General features: G+C 72.2%; 16 protein-coding genes and 1 riboswitch. Of the genes, 12 read left to right on the forward strand and 4 right to left on the reverse strand.

Translation table 11 applies throughout. The features are described from left to right. Positions 1-9 precede the first annotated feature (9 nt). Positions 10-127, forward strand: a riboswitch (SAM riboswitch). Between the two features lie 176 nt (positions 128-303). After that, complete coding sequence (locus tag ACIRD8_RS02580; RefSeq protein WP_403985187.1) at positions 304-1,680, forward strand: aminotransferase class V-fold PLP-dependent enzyme; 1,377 nt, start codon at positions 304-306, stop codon at positions 1,678-1,680. 72 nt (positions 1,681-1,752) lie between these two features. Here ACIRD8_RS02580 and ACIRD8_RS02585 read toward each other — a convergent pair whose 3' ends face one another. Next, positions 1,753-2,034: an Lrp/AsnC ligand binding domain-containing protein gene (locus ACIRD8_RS02585; protein WP_362886998.1), complete on the reverse strand. Its 282-nt coding sequence runs from the start codon at positions 2,032-2,034 to the stop codon at positions 1,753-1,755. After that, a complete protein-coding gene (locus ACIRD8_RS02590; protein ID WP_403985189.1) occupies positions 2,031-2,780 on the reverse strand; it encodes a rhomboid family intramembrane serine protease in 750 nt (249 codons plus the stop codon). Before ACIRD8_RS02590 ends, ACIRD8_RS02585 begins: the two co-directional genes overlap by 4 nt. 170 nt (positions 2,781-2,950) lie before the next feature. Between ACIRD8_RS02590 and ACIRD8_RS02595 the strand changes: the two genes are divergently transcribed. The 5 genes from ACIRD8_RS02595 (at position 2,951) to ACIRD8_RS02615 (ending at position 8,443) form a co-directional block, all read left to right on the forward strand. After that, complete coding sequence (locus ACIRD8_RS02595) at positions 2,951-3,193, forward strand: hypothetical protein (RefSeq protein WP_014156692.1); 243 nt, start codon at positions 2,951-2,953, stop codon at positions 3,191-3,193. A gap of 37 nt (positions 3,194-3,230) precedes the next feature. Next, complete coding sequence (locus ACIRD8_RS02600) at positions 3,231-4,592, forward strand: NYN domain-containing protein (RefSeq protein ID WP_403985191.1); 1,362 nt, start codon at positions 3,231-3,233, stop codon at positions 4,590-4,592. A 297-nt stretch (positions 4,593-4,889) separates the two neighbouring features. Continuing rightward, positions 4,890-5,915: an NlpC/P60 family protein gene (locus tag ACIRD8_RS02605; RefSeq protein WP_403985193.1), complete on the forward strand. Its 1,026-nt coding sequence runs from the start codon at positions 4,890-4,892 to the stop codon at positions 5,913-5,915. Positions 5,916-6,153: 238 nt separating this feature from the next. Continuing rightward, positions 6,154-7,173, forward strand: coding sequence for an NlpC/P60 family protein (locus ACIRD8_RS02610; protein WP_403985195.1), 1,020 nt, complete (start codon positions 6,154-6,156; stop codon positions 7,171-7,173). A gap of 16 nt (positions 7,174-7,189) precedes the next feature. Beyond that, entirely contained in the window at positions 7,190-8,443 is a 1,254-nt protein-coding gene (locus ACIRD8_RS02615) for a hypothetical protein (RefSeq protein ID WP_403985197.1), read from the forward strand. Here ACIRD8_RS02615 and ACIRD8_RS02620 read toward each other — a convergent pair. Then, positions 8,400-9,665: a glycosyltransferase 87 family protein gene (locus ACIRD8_RS02620; protein WP_403985199.1), complete on the reverse strand. Its 1,266-nt coding sequence runs from the start codon at positions 9,663-9,665 to the stop codon at positions 8,400-8,402. The two genes, ACIRD8_RS02615 and ACIRD8_RS02620, sit on opposite strands and share 44 nt — an antisense overlap. Before the next feature lie 77 nt (positions 9,666-9,742). On the opposite strand from ACIRD8_RS02620, the gene ACIRD8_RS02625 reads away from it, so the two are divergent. After that, on the forward strand, positions 9,743-10,885 hold the full coding sequence (locus ACIRD8_RS02625; protein ID WP_403985201.1) for a glycosyltransferase family 4 protein: 1,143 nt from the start codon (positions 9,743-9,745) through the stop codon (positions 10,883-10,885). Between the two features lie 66 nt (positions 10,886-10,951). On the opposite strand, the gene ACIRD8_RS02630 is transcribed toward ACIRD8_RS02625, so the two are convergent. Further along, positions 10,952-12,748, reverse strand: a complete 1,797-nt coding sequence (locus ACIRD8_RS02630; protein WP_403985203.1) for an AMP-dependent synthetase/ligase — start codon at positions 12,746-12,748, stop codon at positions 10,952-10,954. A gap of 279 nt (positions 12,749-13,027) precedes the next feature. Between ACIRD8_RS02630 and ACIRD8_RS02635 the strand changes: the two genes are divergently transcribed. The 5 genes from ACIRD8_RS02635 (at position 13,028) to ACIRD8_RS02655 (ending at position 17,195) form a co-directional block, all read left to right on the forward strand. Further along, the gene (locus ACIRD8_RS02635; protein WP_403985205.1) at positions 13,028-13,837 is read left to right on the forward strand and encodes a metallophosphoesterase; all 810 of its coding nucleotides are present in this window, start codon (positions 13,028-13,030) and stop codon (positions 13,835-13,837) included. Positions 13,838-13,980: 143 nt separating this feature from the next. Further along, a complete protein-coding gene (locus ACIRD8_RS02640; RefSeq protein WP_124276889.1) occupies positions 13,981-14,430 on the forward strand; it encodes an SRPBCC family protein in 450 nt (149 codons plus the stop codon). A gap of 4 nt (positions 14,431-14,434) precedes the next feature. Further along, a complete protein-coding gene (locus tag ACIRD8_RS02645) occupies positions 14,435-15,616 on the forward strand; it encodes an ArsA-related P-loop ATPase (protein ID WP_403985207.1) in 1,182 nt (393 codons plus the stop codon). Positions 15,617-15,696: 80 nt separating this feature from the next. Next, a complete protein-coding gene (locus tag ACIRD8_RS02650; protein ID WP_403985209.1) occupies positions 15,697-16,167 on the forward strand; it encodes a DUF5304 domain-containing protein in 471 nt (156 codons plus the stop codon). 86 nt (positions 16,168-16,253) lie between these two features. Further along, complete coding sequence (locus ACIRD8_RS02655; protein WP_403985211.1) at positions 16,254-17,195, forward strand: ROK family glucokinase; 942 nt, start codon at positions 16,254-16,256, stop codon at positions 17,193-17,195. Positions 17,196-17,223 lie beyond the last annotated feature (28 nt).

A 17,223-nucleotide genomic window follows, 5' to 3' on the forward strand; every position in this document is an offset into this window, starting at 1 on the left:
TGCTGCGCAGGTCATGAGTGACAGCGACTACGGCCCCGGCCCGCTGTCCGGCAACCCTCCGTCCGTGGCGGGGTGCCCCGGGTGAAGACCAGGCCGCAGGCAGCGAGGTCTGTGGCAAGCGCGGGCCCCTCGGCATCGTTCGGATGCCACCCCTTGGGGTCCTGGTCCCAGGGAGCCTCTTGTGAGCAAGCGAATGCGATAGGGCGCCACGCCCTTCTCCGCACACCTCTTTTCCTTTCTTCCCGCGCTGCCGCGCACTGCCGCCGGCGCGAGGATTTCGCCTGCCTCTTACGGGAGTTCGCCATGTCTGTCTCCACCGCTGCCGTCGACCAGTCCATTTGTGCCCCGCTGCCGGTTCTGGGTGCCGATGTCACCGTTCCGCTCGTGACGGGCGGAGACGTCACCTACGCCGCCCTCGACTATGCGGCCAGCGCCCCCGCCCTCCAGCGGGTGTGGGACGACGTGGCGGCCTACGCCCCGTACTACGGCAGCGTGCACCGTGGCGCCGGATACCTCTCGCAGCTCTCCACCGATCTGTTCGAGGGCAGCCGCGAGACCGTGGCGCAGTTCCTCGGCTGCCGTGCGGAGGACCAGGTGGTCTTCACCCGCTCGACGACCGACTCCCTCAACCTGCTCGCCGCCGTGCTTCCCGCCGGCTGCGAGGTGTTCGTGTTCGAGACCGAGCACCACGCCTCGCTGCTGCCCTGGCGCGACGCCCGCGTCACCTACCTCGACGCCCCGCGCACCCCGGACCAGGCCGTCGCCACGCTGGAGCGGGCACTGGCCGACCGCGAGCCCTACGGACCCGCACTGGTCTGCGTGACCGGCGCGTCCAACGTCACCGGGGAGCTGTGGCCGGTGCGAGAACTCGCCGCCGCCGCCCACGCCCACGGGGCGCGGATCGTGCTCGACGCGGCGCAGCTGGCGCCCCACCACCCGGTGGACATCGCCGAGCTGGACGTCGACTGGGTCGCCTTCTCCGGGCACAAGCTGTACGCGCCCTTCGGCTCGGGTGTCCTCGCCGGCCGCGCCGACTGGCTGGTGGACGCGGAGCCGTACCTCGCGGGCGGCGGCGCCTCCCGCAAGGTCGCCCGGCGCACCGACGGCGGTGTGGACGTCGAGTGGCACACCACCGCCGCCCGCCACGAGGCGGGATCGCCCAACGTCATCGGCGTCTACTCCATCGCCGCCGCCTGCAAGGCCCTGACCGAGGCCGGCTTCGACCGGCTGGTCGCCCGCGAGCAGCAGCTGGTGACCCGGGTCCGCGAGGGCCTCGCCGACGTCCCCGAGGTCAAGGTGCTCTCGCTCTTCGGCGGCGACGCCCCGAGGGTCGGCGTCATCTCCTTCGTGGTCGAGGGATGGAACAGCTCGCACTTCGCCGCGGCGCTCTCCGCCGAGTACGGCATCGGGGTGCGCGACGGACTGTTCTGCGCGCACCCGCTGGTGCGGACCCTGCTGGGCAGTGAGCCCCAGGACCCGGGCGAGTGCGGCGCGCCGGAGGCCGGGCCGGGGGAGAGGTCCCTCAACGCGATCCGGGTGAGCTTCGGCGCCGGCACGCCGGACGAGCACATCGAGCGGTTCCTGGGTGCCGTCCGCGAGCTGGTGAGCAAGGGCGCCCGCTGGACCTACCGCACCGAGGAGGGCCGCTGCGTGCCCGACCGGGGCGCGGCGCAGGTCTGACACGGATACGGCTCCGGCCGGGCACGGGAGGCATCTCCCGTGCCCGGCCGGAGCCGTATGCAGTACGCCGTACTAGCCGTCGAGACCGATGGCGAAGGCCGCCTCGAGGTCGTGCTGCGAGTACGTACGGAAAGCTACATGGGTGTCGGTGGCCTCGACGCCCTGGATCTTGCTGATCCGGCCGGGGATGACGTCGGCGAGATCGTCGTGCCGGGGCACCCGGACCATGGCGATCAGGTCGTACGTACCGGTGACCGAGAAGACTTCGCTGACACTGTCCAGCGCGGCGATGGCCTCGGCGATCTCGGGAATCCGGTCCACGCTGGTCTTGATGAGAACGATCGCGGTGATCACGGCTGGCTTTCTCCCTCGGTGGCCGTGGCTGGAGACTTCACTCTAGTCCCCCGGAACCGCACCCAGGCGTAGAGGAACCCGGCCGAGAAGCCCGCCACGTGGGCGAGGTACGCCACGCCCGGGCCGCTGCCCGCGCTCTGCGCCGCCAGCCACTGCAGGACGAACCAGAACACCAGCACGATCCAGGCGGGGAAGCGCAGCGGCAGGAAGAAGAGGAAGGGGAAGAGGCTGGTGACACGGGCCCGGGGGAAGAGGCAGAGGAACGCGCCGAGCACCGCGGAGATCGCCCCCGACGCGCCGACCAGCGTCTGGTCGGACCCCGCGTGCACCACGGCGTAGGCCACCAGGGCGAAGTAGCCGCAGATGAGATAGAAGAACGTGAACTCGGTGCGGCCCATGCGCTCCTCGGCCATCGCGCCGAACACGTAGAGGAAGAGCAGGTTGCCCAGCAGGTGCAGCCAGCTGCCGTGGACGAAGAGCGCGGTCAGCGGGGTCAGGGCCGCGTGCGCGGAGCCGTCCATGAGCTCGCTGGGGATCACGCCCCACCGCTCGAAGTACCCGGCCTGCGCGGCCAGCAGCGCGTCGCCACTGCCGTAGACGGGGTTGAACCCGGAGAGCGGGCTGATCAGGAACACCGCGCAGCACAGAGCGATCAGCCCGTACGTGACCGGGGCACCGCCCGCCGCGGCCGCCGCCCCGAGCTCCCGGGCCCGCTTCCGCCAGTGGACTTCCCGCCGCTCGGTCACGTACAGAGCATGACGCACCAGGTGAGAACGGGGCAGACCGCCTCGCCGTGTCGATAGGTATGCGCAAGGCCGTAGGGTTGCGGCAGGACATCCGCAGTTCGACGGCGCACCGCGAGATCGAAGACCTGGGCACGTACAAGACTCGACGAACGACGAAAGAGGACGCAACGATGACGACGGTTCCCCAGCCGACGGACGGGACCCGCTGGCGCTGCACGCTCTGCGGCAACCTGACCCGTTTCGATGTGACGCGCTCCTCGAAGGTCGTGGAGTACGTGCATCTCGACCTGGCCGGGGAGTCGAGTGTCGAGGAGCGCGAGGTGGTCAGTGAGACCATCGAGTCGGTGCGCTGCCGTTGGTGCAACGCCGTGGACCAGATCGAGCTGGTCGACAGGCCTGGTGCCGACTCCTGACGGGGTCGTGCGGACAGACATATTGGGGTGATGGATGGTGGAGCAGCCGACAGGCGGCGCCGGACCGGCCGACGCGGCCGACGGTACCGCGGAGTCGCTCGACCGTCCGCTGCCCGAAGGCGTGCGCCGCAAGGTCGTGGCGCTGGTCTCGGACGCCTTCGGCGGCCTGACCGTCGGCGAACTCCCCGCCCAGCTACGGCAGTACGCACGCTTCACCCCCAGCAGGCGGGCCAAGTTCGCGGGTAACGCGATGGCCGCCGCCCTGGAGAGCGACCCGGTGTTCCGCCGGCGCATCGGCGAACGGATCGGCCAGACCCAGCCGGAGCTGGCCGACGCCCTCACGTCCGGTGCGCCGCCCGCCGCCGCCGACCCCGTCGATGTGGCCGCCGCCGCGTACGTGCTGCGGCCGGCCGGCTGGGTCAAGCTGGTGGCGGCGGCCGGCGAGGAGGTCCAGCGGGCGCACGCGGAGCGGGCGGACGAGGAGACCAGACGCGAGCTGGAGCGGCTGCGCGAGGAACTCGACCACGCCCGCGGCCAGACCAGGGCCGACACCGAGCGGCTGCGCTCGGAGCTGGACGCCGCGCGCAAGGAGAACGATTCGCTGCACCGCAAGCTGCGCAGCGCCCTCAACGAGGTGAAGCGCGGGGAGGCCGCTCTGCGCAAGGCCGGCGCCGAGGCGGACGCCGTGCGGGCCGAGGCCGCCGCCCAGGTCTCCGCCGCCGAGAGCGAGTCCCGCCGGCTCAAGGCGCGGCTGGCCGAGGCGGAGGCCTCCGTCGAGGCGGGCCGCCGGGCGGCCAGGGAGGGCCGCTCGGTCGAGGACATGCGGCTGCGGCTGCTCCTGGACACCGTGCTCGACGCGGCACAGGGGCTCCGCCGTGAGCTCGCCCTGCCCCCCTCCTCGCTCCGCCCCGCGGACGGCGTCGAAGCGGTGGAGCCCGGCCGGATGTCACCGAAGGACATTGCGGCCAGGGCGCTTTCGGAGACCGATCCGGCGCTGCTCGACCAGCTGCTCGCGCTGCCCCAGGCGCATCTGATCGTCGACGGCTACAACGTCACCAAGACCGGCTATCCCCAGATGCCGCTGGAGAAGCAGCGGTTGCGTCTGCTGGGCGGGCTCTCGGTCCTCGCGGCGCAGACCGGCGCCGAGATGACCTGTGTCTTCGACGGCGCCGAACTGGCCGTCCCGGTCCTGCTGGCGCCGCCGCGCGGAGTCCGTGTGCTGTTCAGCAAGGCGGGGGTGACCGCCGACGAGCTGATCCGGCAGCTGGCGCGCGCCGAACCGCCGGGCAGGCCCGTCGTCGTGGTCTCCACCGACCGTGAAGTGGCCGACGGTGTGGCGAAGGCCGGGGCGCGGCCGGTCGCGTCCGCCTTGCTCCTGAAGCGCCTTTCGCGCGTCTGATGCGTCATGTGAGACATGGGTGGCTTGCCGGAATTTATGGAACGTACCGTCAAGTCGTCGCTACACGCAGTGTGATGAAAGTAAAGAAGTGCCTGGTGTGACGAGATTTTGCTCGTGAGGATTTGAACTGATCACAAGATGGTCACTAGGGTCAGGCCTCGAACCTTCGCACGGTTGATTGCCCATCCGGGGTGACGGCGAAGGAACCGCCGAGTCCGTGACGTGCACGGAGCCGGGGATTCGCCTGTATCCCCCCACAGCCCGGTAGGCGGCTCGAGGAAGAAGGAGCTCGCCTTCGTGGCGTCCCACCGTCGTCCCAAGCAGCCGAGCCGCACCCGTGTGACCGTGCTCACCGCGACCGCCGCAGCGGCCGTCGCCCTGACCTCCCAGGCGGCCCACGCCGACCCCAAGCCGACCAAGAGCGAGGTCAAGGCCAAGGTCGACAAGCTCTACCACGAGGCCGAGGTCGCCACGGAGAAGGCCAACGGCGCCAAGGAGCAGCAGGACAAGCTCAAGAAGCAGGCCGACGCGCTCCAGGACAAGGTCGCCCGCGGCCAGGACGAGCTCAACACCCTGCGCGGCGAGCTCGGTTCGCTGGCCACCGCGCAGTACCGCTCCGGCGGTCTCGACCCGTCGGTCCAGCTGCTGCTCTCCTCGGACCCGGACAGCTTCCTCGACCAGGCCTCCGCGCTGGACCAGCTGACGGCCAAGCAGGCCGAGTCGCTGCAGAAGATCCAGGCGAAGCAGCGCACCCTCGCGCAGCAGCGCCAGGAGGCGCAGGGCAAGCTCGCCGACCTCGCCGACGTCCGCAAGACGCTGAACGAGAACAAGAAGAAGTACCAGGGCAAGCTCGCCGACGCCCAGAAGCTGCTGAACACCCTCACCGCCGCCGAGCGCGCCAAGATGGCCGCCGACGAGCAGCGCGCCAGCCGCGCCGCCGGTGACCGGGTCGACCTCGGCAACGAGGTCCCCGCGTCCGCCCGTGGTGCCGCCGCCCTCCAGGCCGCGTCCACGCAGCAGGGCAAGCCGTACGTCTCCGGCGGCACCGGCCCCAACTCGTTCGACTGCTCGGGTCTGACCCAGTGGGCCTACGCCCAGGCCGGTGTCCAGATCACCCGTACCACGTACACCCAGATCAACGACGGTGTCCGGATAGGCCGCAGCGCCCTGAAGCCGGGCGACCTGGTCTTCTTCAACAACACCTCGCACGTGGGCCTGTACGCGGGCAACAACCAGATCCTGCACGCCCCGAAGCCCGGTGCCGTGGTCCGCTACGAGTCGATGGACTACATGGGCACCTTCCAGTTCGGCGTCCGCGTCTGACGCCCGAACGGGCGAATCGCGGCACCCCTCGGCAACGCCCCGCCCCGCCGGAGACCAACAGGTCACCGGCGGGGCGCCGCTGTTTCCCGCCCTCCCCGCACCCGGCGTGACCTTTGGTGGGCCCGTAGCCGTCCGGTTACTCTCTGCGCTGCCGTGCAGCTCCCGGTCGTCGGTCCGCCCATCCCGGGCGGCAGGGGCTGCGCACATCTGCGTACAGCGGAAGGGAGTGCGGCTTCCTGTGGTGTCGCATCGCCGTCCCACCCGGCCCGGCCTCAACCGTGGCGTCCGGGCCACCGTCCTGTCCGCCGCGGCGGCCACCGCGGCGGCCACCCTCGGGGCCGCGCCCGCGAGCGCCGCACCCGAGGACACCCCCGAGTCGGCGAAGGCCGCGGTCGACCGGCTGTACGTGGAGGCCGAGCGCGCCACCGAGCAGTACAACGCCGCCAGGGAGAGCCTGGGCCGGCTGCGCGGCCGGGTCGCCAGGGTCCAGGACGCGGCCGCCCGGACGCAGGAGGACATCAACCGGATGCGGGCGTCCCTCGGCTCGATGGCGGGCGCCCAGTACCGCTCGGGCGGCCTCGACCCGTCGGTCCAGCTGCTGCTCTCCTCGGACCCGGACACCTTCCTGGACCGGGCGGCCACCCTGGACCGCGTGGGCGAGCGCCGGGCCGTGACCCTGGGCAAGCTCCACCGCGCCCAGCGGAAGATCGCCCAGAGCCGTGCGGAGGCCGCCGGGGCCCTCGCCGCCCTGGAACGCGACCGTGCGGCGGTGGCCCGCCACAAGCGCACCGTGGAGGGAAAGCTGGCCCGGGCCCGGGAGCTGCTGCACACGCTTCCCGCCGCCGACCGCGAGGCCCTGGGCCGCGCGGCGCCTGCCGGTGCCCCCTGGCTCACCGGCGACGCCCCCGCCTCCGCGCGTGGCCTGGCGGCTCTCACGGCGGCACGGCAGGCGCTTGGACGCCCGTACGTCTGGGGCGCCGACGGACCCGACGGATTCGACTGCTCCGGGCTCATGCGGTGGGCGTACGCGCAGGCCGGGGTCGGCCTGCCGAGGACCTCGCAGGCGCAGCGGTACGCGGGCCGCATGGTGCCGCTCGCCGAGGCGCGGCCCGGCGATCTGGTCGCCTACCGCGCGGACGCGAGCCACATTGGGATGTACGCGGGCAACGGGCAGGTCATCCACGCCCCCTACCCGGGCGCGGCGGTGCGCTACGACCCCGTCGGCATGATGCCCGTCTCCTCGGTCACCCGCGTCTGACCGTACGATCGGCCCGATGGCTGTTCGGACACAGGACGCGCGGCGGGAGCGCACCCGCGGACGGCGCACGGCGGGTGCCGTGCTCGCCGTGCTGCTGCTCGCGCCCGCGTGCGCCGGTCCCGGGGACTCCGCCACCGGCCTCACCGCGCAGGAGCTCGGCGCCACGCTGGACCGCCGCGCCGCGGCGGTCATGGAGCACGACACCGACGCCTACCTGGCCGGCCTCGACCCCCGGGCCACGTCCTTCCGGGCCGCCCAGCGCACCGAGCTGCACAACCTCGCCGACGTACCGCTGGAGTCATGGGCGTACGAGGTGAAGGACGTGACCGGCGACGGCGAGGACCGGGCGACCGCCGAGGTCGAGCTGCGCTACCGGATCAAGGGCTACGACACGGCACCCATGTCCTCCTCCCGCATGGTGGAGCTGGTCCGCCGGGGCGACGGCCGCACCTGGTACATCGCCGCCGACCGCGCCGCCGACGGCACCCCGGAACAGCTCTGGCAGCAGGGCGACGTCGAGGTCGTACGGGGAACCCACAGCCTGGTCCTCGGGGTCGGCCGGCAGCCGGCCGAGCTGCGCCGGATCGCGGGCACCGCGGACCGGGCGGTCCCCGCCGTCACCGGCACCTGGCCGGAGCCCTGGGCGCAGCGGATCGTGGTGCTCGTCCCCGGATCCGTGGAGGACATGGCGGAGCTGCTCGACTCGCCCGCGGCCAGCTACCGGGGCATAGCGGCCGTCACCACCGGCGAGGTCGGCGGCACCGGCCGGGCGCCGGCGGACCGGGTGATCGTCAATCCGCAGGCGTACGGGATGCTCGGCGACTTCGGGCAGCGGGTCGTCCTCACCCATGAGACCACCCATGTGGCGACCCGGGCGCACACCTCCGCCGCCACGCCCGTCTGGCTCTCCGAGGGGTTCGCCGACTGGACCGCCTACCGCCGGGAGAGCCGCACCGCACCCGAGATCGCACCCGAGCTCGCCGAGGCGGTCCGCAGCGGCGACCTGCCCGCGCGGCTGCCGACCGACGAGGACTTCGGTTTCGGCGAGGACGCGGCGAGGCTCTCACGGGCCTACGAGGGCGGCTGGCTGGCCTGTGAGCTGATCGCGCGGGACTGGGGCGAGGAGGAGCTGATCGCCTTCTACGAGGCCGTGGGGAGCCGTTCCGGGCGGGACGGGGCCGTGGAGCAGGCCATGCACACGGTGCTCTCCACCACGCCCGAGGACTTCACGGCGCGCTGGCGGGAGTATCTGCGCGACCGGCTGGGCTGACCGGCTCCGCCGCGCGCCCCTGCCGCGCCCCCGGGACGGTGTCCCGCCACAGCCGCCGCCCGGCGATCGGCGTCGCGAGGAGCAGCAGACCGTTGCGTACGGCCATGAGCTCCAGGCCCGCCCCGTCGCTGTTCACCACGTGCGCGAAGCCGAGCGGGAACTCCAGCAGGGTGACGGCCGTGGCCACCAGGACCAGACACGCGGGCAGCGCCATCCGGCTGCCCCGGAAGACCAGGCACACCGCGGCGACGCCGAGCGGCCACACCATGTACTGGGGGCTGATGACCCGGCTGGTCACCGTGAACAGCAGCACCGCCGTGAACGCCGCGTCCGCCGGGGTGTGCACCGCGAACGTACGGGCCCGCAGCCGCCACACCAGCAGCCAGCCGAAGGCGAGCACGCTCAGCGCCAGGGCCAGGGTGCTCACCAGCGCCACGTGCGGCCCGGCGAACTCCATCGAGCCGTAGCGGAGCTCCACCCGGCCCTCCCAGCCGAACTGCCGGGCCACATGGAAGACCAGCGCCCCCAGCGACTCGATCTCAAGACCCCGGTCCCGCTGGAACGTCAGGAAGGCGAACGCCCCGGGCACCGCCACCGCGGCCACCAGGGCCAGCACGGCTCCCGTCACCGCCGCCGCCGACCAGGACCTGCGGGTGGCCCCGCCCTTGGCCGTACCCACCAGCACCAGCACCGGCCACACCTTCAGCAGCGTCCCGAAGGCGGCCAGCGCCCCCAGCACCCTGGGATGGCGCACACCCGCCAGCAGCGCCGCCACCGCGACGGCCGTCACCATCAGGTCGTAACGGGCGTACACCGTCGGCCCGAGCAGCGGCACACCCGCCACCCACAGCCAGGCTCCCGCGTCCCGCATCCCCGGACGGCTGCCCGCGTACAGCAACAGCCCGAACACCAGCGCGTCACAGAGCAGGACGAGGACGAAGAAGGCGGAGGCGTACTCCAGGAACGGCAGCAGATCCGGGGAGAGCATTGCGAGGGCGGCCGCGGGCGGGTACTGCCAGGTGACGTCGTCCAGCGGGTACGTGCCGGTGCGGAGCACCTCGTACCAGCCCCGGTAGATCACCGAGACGTCGCTCGTGACATCGGGGCCCGGCACCGTGAACACCTTGAAAACACACAGCAGCAGCACCGCCCGGGTGAGACCCCATACGGCGAGGGACAGAGCCCGGATCCCCCGGCCACTCGTGTCCGTCCTGTCCGTCATGGACGCCATGATGCAGGCCCGGGCTGTGCGGGAGCCGTCAGGCAGGGCCGTCGGGGCGCCCGGTACTGTCGGCGGCGATGGACAAGACGCTGATCGTGACGAACGACTTCCCGCCCCGCCCCGGCGGCATCCAGGCCTTCCTGCACAACATGGCGCTGCGCATGGACCCCGAGCGGATCGTGGTCTACGCCTCCACCTGGAAGCGCGGCACGGAGGGCGCGGAGGCCACCGCCGCCTTCGACGCGGAGCAGCCCTTCACCGTCGTACGCGACCGTACGACGATGCTGCTGCCCACCCCGCGCGTCACCCGGAGGGCGGTCCGGCTGCTGCGCGAACACGGCTGCTCCTCCGTGTGGTTCGGCGCGGCCGCGCCCCTCGGGCTGATGGCGCCGTCGCTGCGCGCGGCCGGTGCCCGCAGGATCGTGGCCACCACGCACGGCCACGAGGCGGGCTGGGCGCAACTGCCCGCGTCCCGGCAGCTGCTGCGCCGCATCGGTGAGGGCACCGACACGATCACCTACCTCGGTGAGTACACCCGGTCCAGGATCGCCGCCGCGCTCACCCCGGAGGCCGCGGCCCGCATGGTGCAGCTGCCGCCCGGGGTCGACGAGAAGACCTTCCACCCGGCCTCCGGCGGCGACCGGATCAGGGCAAGGCTGGGACTGGCGGACCGGCCCGTCGTCGTCTGCGTCTCACGGCTCGTGCCGCGCAAGGGCCAGGACACTCTCATCCTGGCCATGCCCGCGATCCTGGCCCGGGTGCCGGACGCGGTCCTGCTCGTCGTGGGCGGCGGCCCGTACGCCGGGCAGCTGAGGAAGCTGGCGGCCGAGACCGGTGTCGAGGACTCCGTGCGCTTCACCGGACCGGTGCCCTGGGAGGAGCTGCCCGCCCACTACGGCGCAGGCGACGTGTTCGCCATGCCCTGCCGCACCCGGCGCGGCGGGCTCGACGTCGAGGGCCTCGGCATCGTCTACCTGGAGGCCTCCGCGACCGGACTGCCCGTCGTGGCGGGCGACTCGGGGGGCGCCCCGGACGCCGTGCTCGACGGAGAGACCGGGTGGGTGGTGAAGGGCGGCTCCGCCGAGGAGTCCGCCGACCGGATCGTCACCCTGCTCGGCGACCCGGACCTGAGCCGCCGCATGGGGGAGCGGGGCCGGGCGTGGGTCGAGGAGAAATGGCGCTGGGACCTGCTCGCGGAGAAGGCGAAGACGCTGCTCTGAGCGGGTACGAGGAGGGGCCCCGCACCGTTCGTGGTGCGGGGCCCCTCCTCGTGCGTACGTCCGGCTTCAGCCGCGGTAGATCGACTCGACCTCGTCCGCGAAGTCCTTCGCCACGACGTTGCGCTTCAGCTTCAGCGACGGCGTGATGTGGCCCGCCTCCTCGGTGAACTGCGCTCCCAGGATGCGGAACTTGCGTACCGACTCCGCCTTGGACACCGCCGCGTTGCCGTCGTCCACGGCCCGCTGCACCTCGGCCAGCAGTTCGGGGTCCTCGCGCAGCGAGACCGCCGTCGAGCCGGCCGGCTTGCCGTGCTCCTCGGCCCAGCGGGAGAGGAACTCCTCGTCGAGGGTGAGCAGCGCGCCGACGAACGGCCGTCCGTCGCCGACCACCATGCACTCGGCGACCAGGGCGTGGGCGCGGATGCGGTCCTCGATCACCGCGGGCGCGACGTTCTTGCCGCCCGCCGTGACGATGATCTCCTTCTTGCGGCCCGTGATCGCGAGATAGCCGTCCTCGTCGAGCGTGCCGATGTCACCCGTGTGGAACCAGCCGTCGGCCAGCGCCTCGGCCGTCGCCGCGTCGTTCTTCCAGTACCCGGTGAACAGGTGCTCGCCGTGCAGCAGCACCTCACCGTCGTCGGCGATCCGCACCACCGAGCCCGGCAGCGGCTGGCCGACCGTACCGATCTTCTGCCGGTCCCACGGGTTGAACGCCGTGGCCGCGCAGGTCTCGGTGAGGCCGTAGCCCTCCAGCACCGTGAAGCCGATGCCGCGGAAGAAGTGGCCGAGCCGCTCGCCCAGCGGGGCGCCGCCGGAGATGGCGTACTCGCCGCGGCCGCCGAGCACGGCCCGCAGCTTGCTGAAGACCAGCTTGTCGAAGACCTTGTGCTTGACCTTCAGACCCACCGAGGGGCCCTCCGGCGTGCCCAGCGCGCGGCTGTACGCGATCGCGGTGTCGGCGGCCCGGTCGAAGATCTTGCCCTTGCCGTCGGCCTGGGCCTTGGCCCGCGCCGAGTTGTAGACCTTCTCGAACACCCGCGGCACACCGAGGATCAGCGTCGGCCGGAACGAGGCCAGCTCGTCGGTGAGGTTCTTGATGTCCGGTACGCAGCCGAGCTTGATCGGCGCCATCACGGACGCCACCTCGACCAGCCGGCCGAAGACGTGCGCGGTGGGGAGGAAGAGCAGGACGGAGCACTCACCGGTACGGAAGAGGGGCTTGAGCCGCTCCACGATGTTGCCGCACTCCGCGAAGAAGCTGCGGTGCGTCAGCACACAGCCCTTGGGGCGGCCGGTGGTGCCCGAGGTGTAGACGATCGTCGCCGGGTCGTCGGCCTTCGCGCTCACCATGCGCAGGTCCAGCGTCTCGTCGGAGACCCCGGCACCCGCCGTGACGAGCTCGCCGACGGCGCCCCGGTCGATCTCCCAGACGTGCTGCAGGCCCGGGAGCCGGTCCCGTACGGAGGCGACGGACTCCGCGTGCGCGCCGCTCTCCACGACGACCGCGACCGCGCCCGAGTCGCCGAGTATCCACTGGACCTGCTCGGCGGAGCTGGTCTCGTACACCGGCACGGTGACGGCGCCCGCGCTCCAGATGGCGAAGTCCAGCAGGACCCACTCGAAGCGGGTGCGGGACATGAGCGCGACCCGGTCGCCGGGCTGGATGCCCGCCGCGATCAGGCCCTTGGCCGTCTCTCCGACCTCAGCGAGGAACCGGGTCGCCGTGACGTCCGTCCAGACGTCGGCCACCTTCCGGCTCATCACCGCGACATCGGGATGCTGAGCGGCGTTGCGGCGGATGAGATCCGTCAGGTTGCCGTCCGTGGGGACCTCGTACAGGGCCGGAAGGCTGAACTCGCGCAAGACTGCTGCTCCTCATCGGGCTCCGGTTCACGGCTCTGTGTGACGCACCGGATCGGTCCAAGACTGGCAGATGCTCAGTGGGGTGAGCACGACTGGACCGGCAGGACGTTACCCACCGGTACTCGGTTCCGGAAAGGGGGTTCCGGCCAGATGTCTTATGCATCACACATATCAGTGGTCCTTCGGCGCACATTAGTCCACCCGTGTCCCGATCCGGAAGTAATCGCAGGTCCGACGGCCTCTACCCAGAGCAGCGAACAGAGACCTAGGGTGATCTCCATGCGAGCCGGCGCACCGCGAAATCAGCACACAACCCCCACCCGACGGACACGCGTGCACGTGGTCAGCGACGTGCACGGGAACGCGGAGGCGCTGGCGCGCGCCGGGGACGGGGCGGACGCCCTGATCTGCCTGGGCGACCTGGTCCTCTTCCTCGACTACGCCGACCATTCGCGCGGCATCTTCCCCGACCTGTTCGGCGTCGCCAACGCCGACCGCATCGTCGAGCTGCGCACCGCGCGCCGCTACGAGGAGGCCCGCGCCTTCGGCCGCGAGCTCTGGGCGGGCGTGGACCGTAACGCGGCGATCCTGTCCGCCGTGCGCAAGCAGTACGCCGAGATGTTCGCCGTCATGCCCACCCCGACCTACGCCACGTACGGCAACGTCGACGTCCCCACGCTCTGGCCCGAGTACGCCAATTCCGGTACCACCGTGCTGGACGGCGAACGGGTCGAGATCGGAGGCCGGGTCTTCGGCTTCGTCGGGGGCGGCCTCAGGACCCCCATGAACACCCCGTACGAGATCAGCGACGAGGAGTACGCCGCCAAGGTCGAGGCGCTCGGCCCGGTGGACGTCCTCTGCTCGCACATCCCGCCGGACGTCCCGGAGCTGACCTACGACACCGTGGCCCGGCGCTTCGAGCGCGGCAGCCGCGCGCTCCTCGACGCCATCCACCGCACCCGCCCCCGCTACGCGATTTTCGGCCACGTCCACCAGCCGCTGGTCCGCAGGATGCGGCTCGGCGCCACGGAGTGCGTCAACGTCGGCCACTTCGCCTCCAGCGGGCGGCCCTGGGCCCTTGAGTGGTGACGGCCCCGCCCGTGAGGCCGTGAGCGACACGGCCACCGGCCACGGGCCGGGGCGCGGACGGGCGGGCCACCGGCACGCGATAGCCTGCACCTGGCAGGCCTCTGCCGAACGCGACCGGTACACCGCACTGGAGGGCCACGGCGATGGCTGAACACACCAGCTCGAGCATCACGATCGAGGCGGCACCGGCCGACGTCATGGGAGTGATCGCCGACTTCGCCCGCTATCCGGAATGGACCGGCGAGGTCAAGGAGGCCGAGATCCTGGCCACCGACGACCAGGGCCGCGCCGAGCAGGTCCGCCTCGTCCTGGACGCCGGAGCGATCAAGGACGACCACGTCCTCGCCTACACCTGGAACAGCCCGTACGAGGTGGACTGGTCCCTGGTCAAGTCCCAGATGCTGCGCGCCCTCGACGGCAGTTACGCGCTGGCGCCGCTGGGCGACGGTGACCGCACCGAGGTCACCTACCGGCTCGCCGTCGACGTCAAGATCCCGCTCCTCGGCATGATCAAGCGCAAGGCCGAGAAGGTCATCATCGACCGGGCCCTCGCCGGGCTGAAGAAGCGCGTCGAGTCCGTCCCGAAGGCCTGATCACGTGCGTACGGTCCTCGTCACCGGCCCCGGCGGCGCAGGCCGTACCACCGTCGCCGCGGCGACCGCGCTCGCCTCGGCGTGCGACGGCCGCCGCACCCTCCTGATCTCCGCCGACGCCGTGCCCGCCTTCCCGGCGGGCGCCGAGCCCGCGGAGGCCGCCGAGCGGCTGGACTGCGCCCGCATCGACTCCGCCGCGCACTTCCGCGGCGAGCTGCTCGAGCTCCAGGGGCGGGCGTCCGGGGTGCTCGACCTGCTCGGCGCCAACCGGCTCGACGGCGAGGAACTCACCGAACTGCCGGGCAGCGCACAGCTCGCCGTCCTGCACACCCTGCGGCGGGCGGTCGAGGGCGACTGGGCGGAGCGCGGCTACGAGGTCCTCGTCGTCGACCTGCCCCCGCTCACCGACGCCCTCGCCCTGCTCGCCCTGCCCGAGCAGCTGCGCCGCTATCTGCGCCGCCTCCTGCCCCGGGAGCGCCAGGCCGCCCGCGCCCTGCGCCCGGTGCTCGCCCAGCTCGCCGGCGTCCCGATGCCGGCCCAGTGGCTGTACGAGGCCGCCGCCCGCAAGGACGCCGAACTCGCCGCGGTCCAGGCGCTGATCGAGGACGGCGCGACCACCGTGCGGCTCGTCGCCGAACCCGGGCAGGCCGGCCAGGAGGCGCTCCGCTCCGCCCGTACGGGACTCGCCCTGCACGGACTGCGCGTCGACTCCCTCGTGGCCACCCGGGTCCTGCCCCGCCACTCCGCCGACCCCTGGTTCGCCGATCTCGCCGCCCGGCAGGAGAAGTGCCTGGACCACTGGCACCAGGAGTGGGCGCCCGGGACCTCCGTACGCGAGACCGCCCACCTCGGCCGTGAGCCGCGCACCGCCGATGACCTGGCCCTGCTCGCCGAGACCTGCGCGCCCGACGACCGGGCGCCGGGACACGCCGGGGACCCCTGGTGGACCGAGGACGCGGGGGACGGGGTCATCGCCTGGTGCCTGCCGCTGCCCGGGGCGGTCAAGGAGGACCTCAAGCTGGTCCGGCGCGGCGACGAACTGCTGCTCACCGCGGGACCGTTCCACCGGATCGTCCGCCTGGAGTCGGCGCTGCGCCGCTGCACCGTCTCCGGGGCCGCGCTCACCGACGGCGTCCTGCGTGTCCGGTTCACGCCTGACCCCGCGCTCTGGCCCCGGACACAATGAACGGCGTACCACCGTTCGGGTAACGTCGGTAGTACGTGACCCGCACGGTCACGCAGGCAACCGCGTCGCAGGAGTCCGCCATGAGTGAAGCCACCGATCGTCCCGTCGACGACGACGCGTGGGCGGAGGCCTGCGCCGAGGACCTGGCGGCGGAGAAGGCCCGCCGCCGGGCCCAGTACGGACAGCAGCCCGGCTCCGCCGCCGACGAGCTGCGCAAGCTCATCGACGCCGTGGCCGACAAGGTCTCCTCGCTGCAGTCGCCGCTGCTCGGCATGGCCGCCCAGGGCACCGTCCAGCAGGTGATCCGGCAGGCGAAGTCCGCCGTCGAGCCCGTCATCGAGCGCAATCCGGACCTCTTCGACCATCTCGCCGCCGCGGGGAACGAACTCCTCGCCGCCTACCGCTCCGCGGTCGAGGGCCAGGAAGGCCGCTGGACCCGGGGCACCGAAGGTGCCGGAGGCACCTCCGGTACAGGGAAGACGGCCGCCGACGACCCCTCCGACCCGCGCGACGAGGGCACCGGCGGCAGCGAACACATCGACCTGGACTGACCCAGGACCGACCCTGGGCAGGAAATACCCGTCCCCGGCTCGGGTACGGTTGGCCGTAGCGGGGCTCGACCGAAACTGAGGGATTCATGGGACTCACCATCGGCGTCGATATCGGCGGCACGAAGATCGCGGCTGGAGTGGTCGACGAAGAGGGCCGGATCCTCTCGACGTTCAAGGTATCGACCCCGCCGACCGCCGAAGGCATCGTGGACGCGATCAGCGCCGCCGTGTCCGGGGCGAGCGAGGGGCACGACGTCGAGGCCGTAGGCATCGGCGCGGCCGGATACGTCGACGACAAGCGTGCCACCGTGCTGTTCGCTCCGAACATCAACTGGCGCCACGAGCCGCTCAAGGACAAGGTCGAGCAGCGCGTCGGCCTCCCCGTCGTCGTCGAGAACGACGCCAACGCGGCGGCCTGGGGCGAATACCGCTTCGGCGCCGGCCAGGGCCACGAGGACGTCATCTGCATCACGCTCGGCACCGGCCTGGGCGGCGGCATCATCATCGGCAACAAGCTGCGCCGGGGACGCTTCGGTGTGGCGGCGGAATTCGGTCACATCCGGGTCGTCCCGGACGGCCTGCTCTGCGGCTGCGGCAGCCAGGGCTGCTGGGAGCAGTACGCCTCCGGGCGTGCGCTCGTGCGGTACGCGAAGCAGCGCGCCAACGCCACCCCGGAGAACGCCCCGATCCTGCTGGGACTCGGCGACGGCACGGTGGAGGGCATCGAGGGCAAGCACATCAGCGAGGCCGCCCGGCAGGGCTGCCCGGTGGCGGTCGACTCCTTCCGTGAGCTGGCCCGCTGGGCCGGCGCCGGACTGGCCGACCTCGCCTCGCTCTTCGACCCGTCGGCCTTCATCGTCGGCGGCGGCGTCTCGGACGAGGGCGAACTGGTCCTCGACCCGATCCGCAAGTCGTTCCGGCGCTGGCTGATCGGCGGCGAGTGGCGCCCGCACGCGCAGGTACTCGCGGCCCAACTGGGCGGCAAGGCCGGCCTGGTGGGCGCGGCGGACCTGGCACGCCAGGGCTGACCGCACCGCAGCACGTCCGACGCCCGTC

This window comes from Streptomyces sp. NPDC102451 (assembly GCF_044765485.1).
Taxonomy (GTDB): Bacteria; Actinomycetota; Actinomycetes; order Streptomycetales; family Streptomycetaceae; genus Streptomyces.

Bases quoted from the DNA above. Each gene is read 5' to 3' on its own strand.
- ACIRD8_RS02580 (WP_403985187.1), top strand. From the start codon at position 304: ATGTCTGTCTCCACCGCTGCCGTCGACCAGTCCATTTGTGCCCCGCTG.
- ACIRD8_RS02595 (WP_014156692.1), top strand. From the start codon at position 2,951: ATGACGACGGTTCCCCAGCCGACGGACGGGACCCGCTGGCGCTGCACG.
- ACIRD8_RS02615 (WP_403985197.1), top strand. From the start codon at position 7,190: ATGGCTGTTCGGACACAGGACGCGCGGCGGGAGCGCACCCGCGGACGG.
- ACIRD8_RS02620 (WP_403985199.1), bottom strand. From the start codon at position 9,665: ATGACGGACAGGACGGACACGAGTGGCCGGGGGATCCGGGCTCTGTCC.
- ACIRD8_RS02625 (WP_403985201.1), top strand. From the start codon at position 9,743: ATGGACAAGACGCTGATCGTGACGAACGACTTCCCGCCCCGCCCCGGC.
- ACIRD8_RS02635 (WP_403985205.1), top strand. From the start codon at position 13,028: ATGCGAGCCGGCGCACCGCGAAATCAGCACACAACCCCCACCCGACGG.
- ACIRD8_RS02640 (WP_124276889.1), top strand. From the start codon at position 13,981: ATGGCTGAACACACCAGCTCGAGCATCACGATCGAGGCGGCACCGGCC.
- ACIRD8_RS02650 (WP_403985209.1), top strand. From the start codon at position 15,697: ATGAGTGAAGCCACCGATCGTCCCGTCGACGACGACGCGTGGGCGGAG.
- ACIRD8_RS02655 (WP_403985211.1), top strand. From the start codon at position 16,254: ATGGGACTCACCATCGGCGTCGATATCGGCGGCACGAAGATCGCGGCT.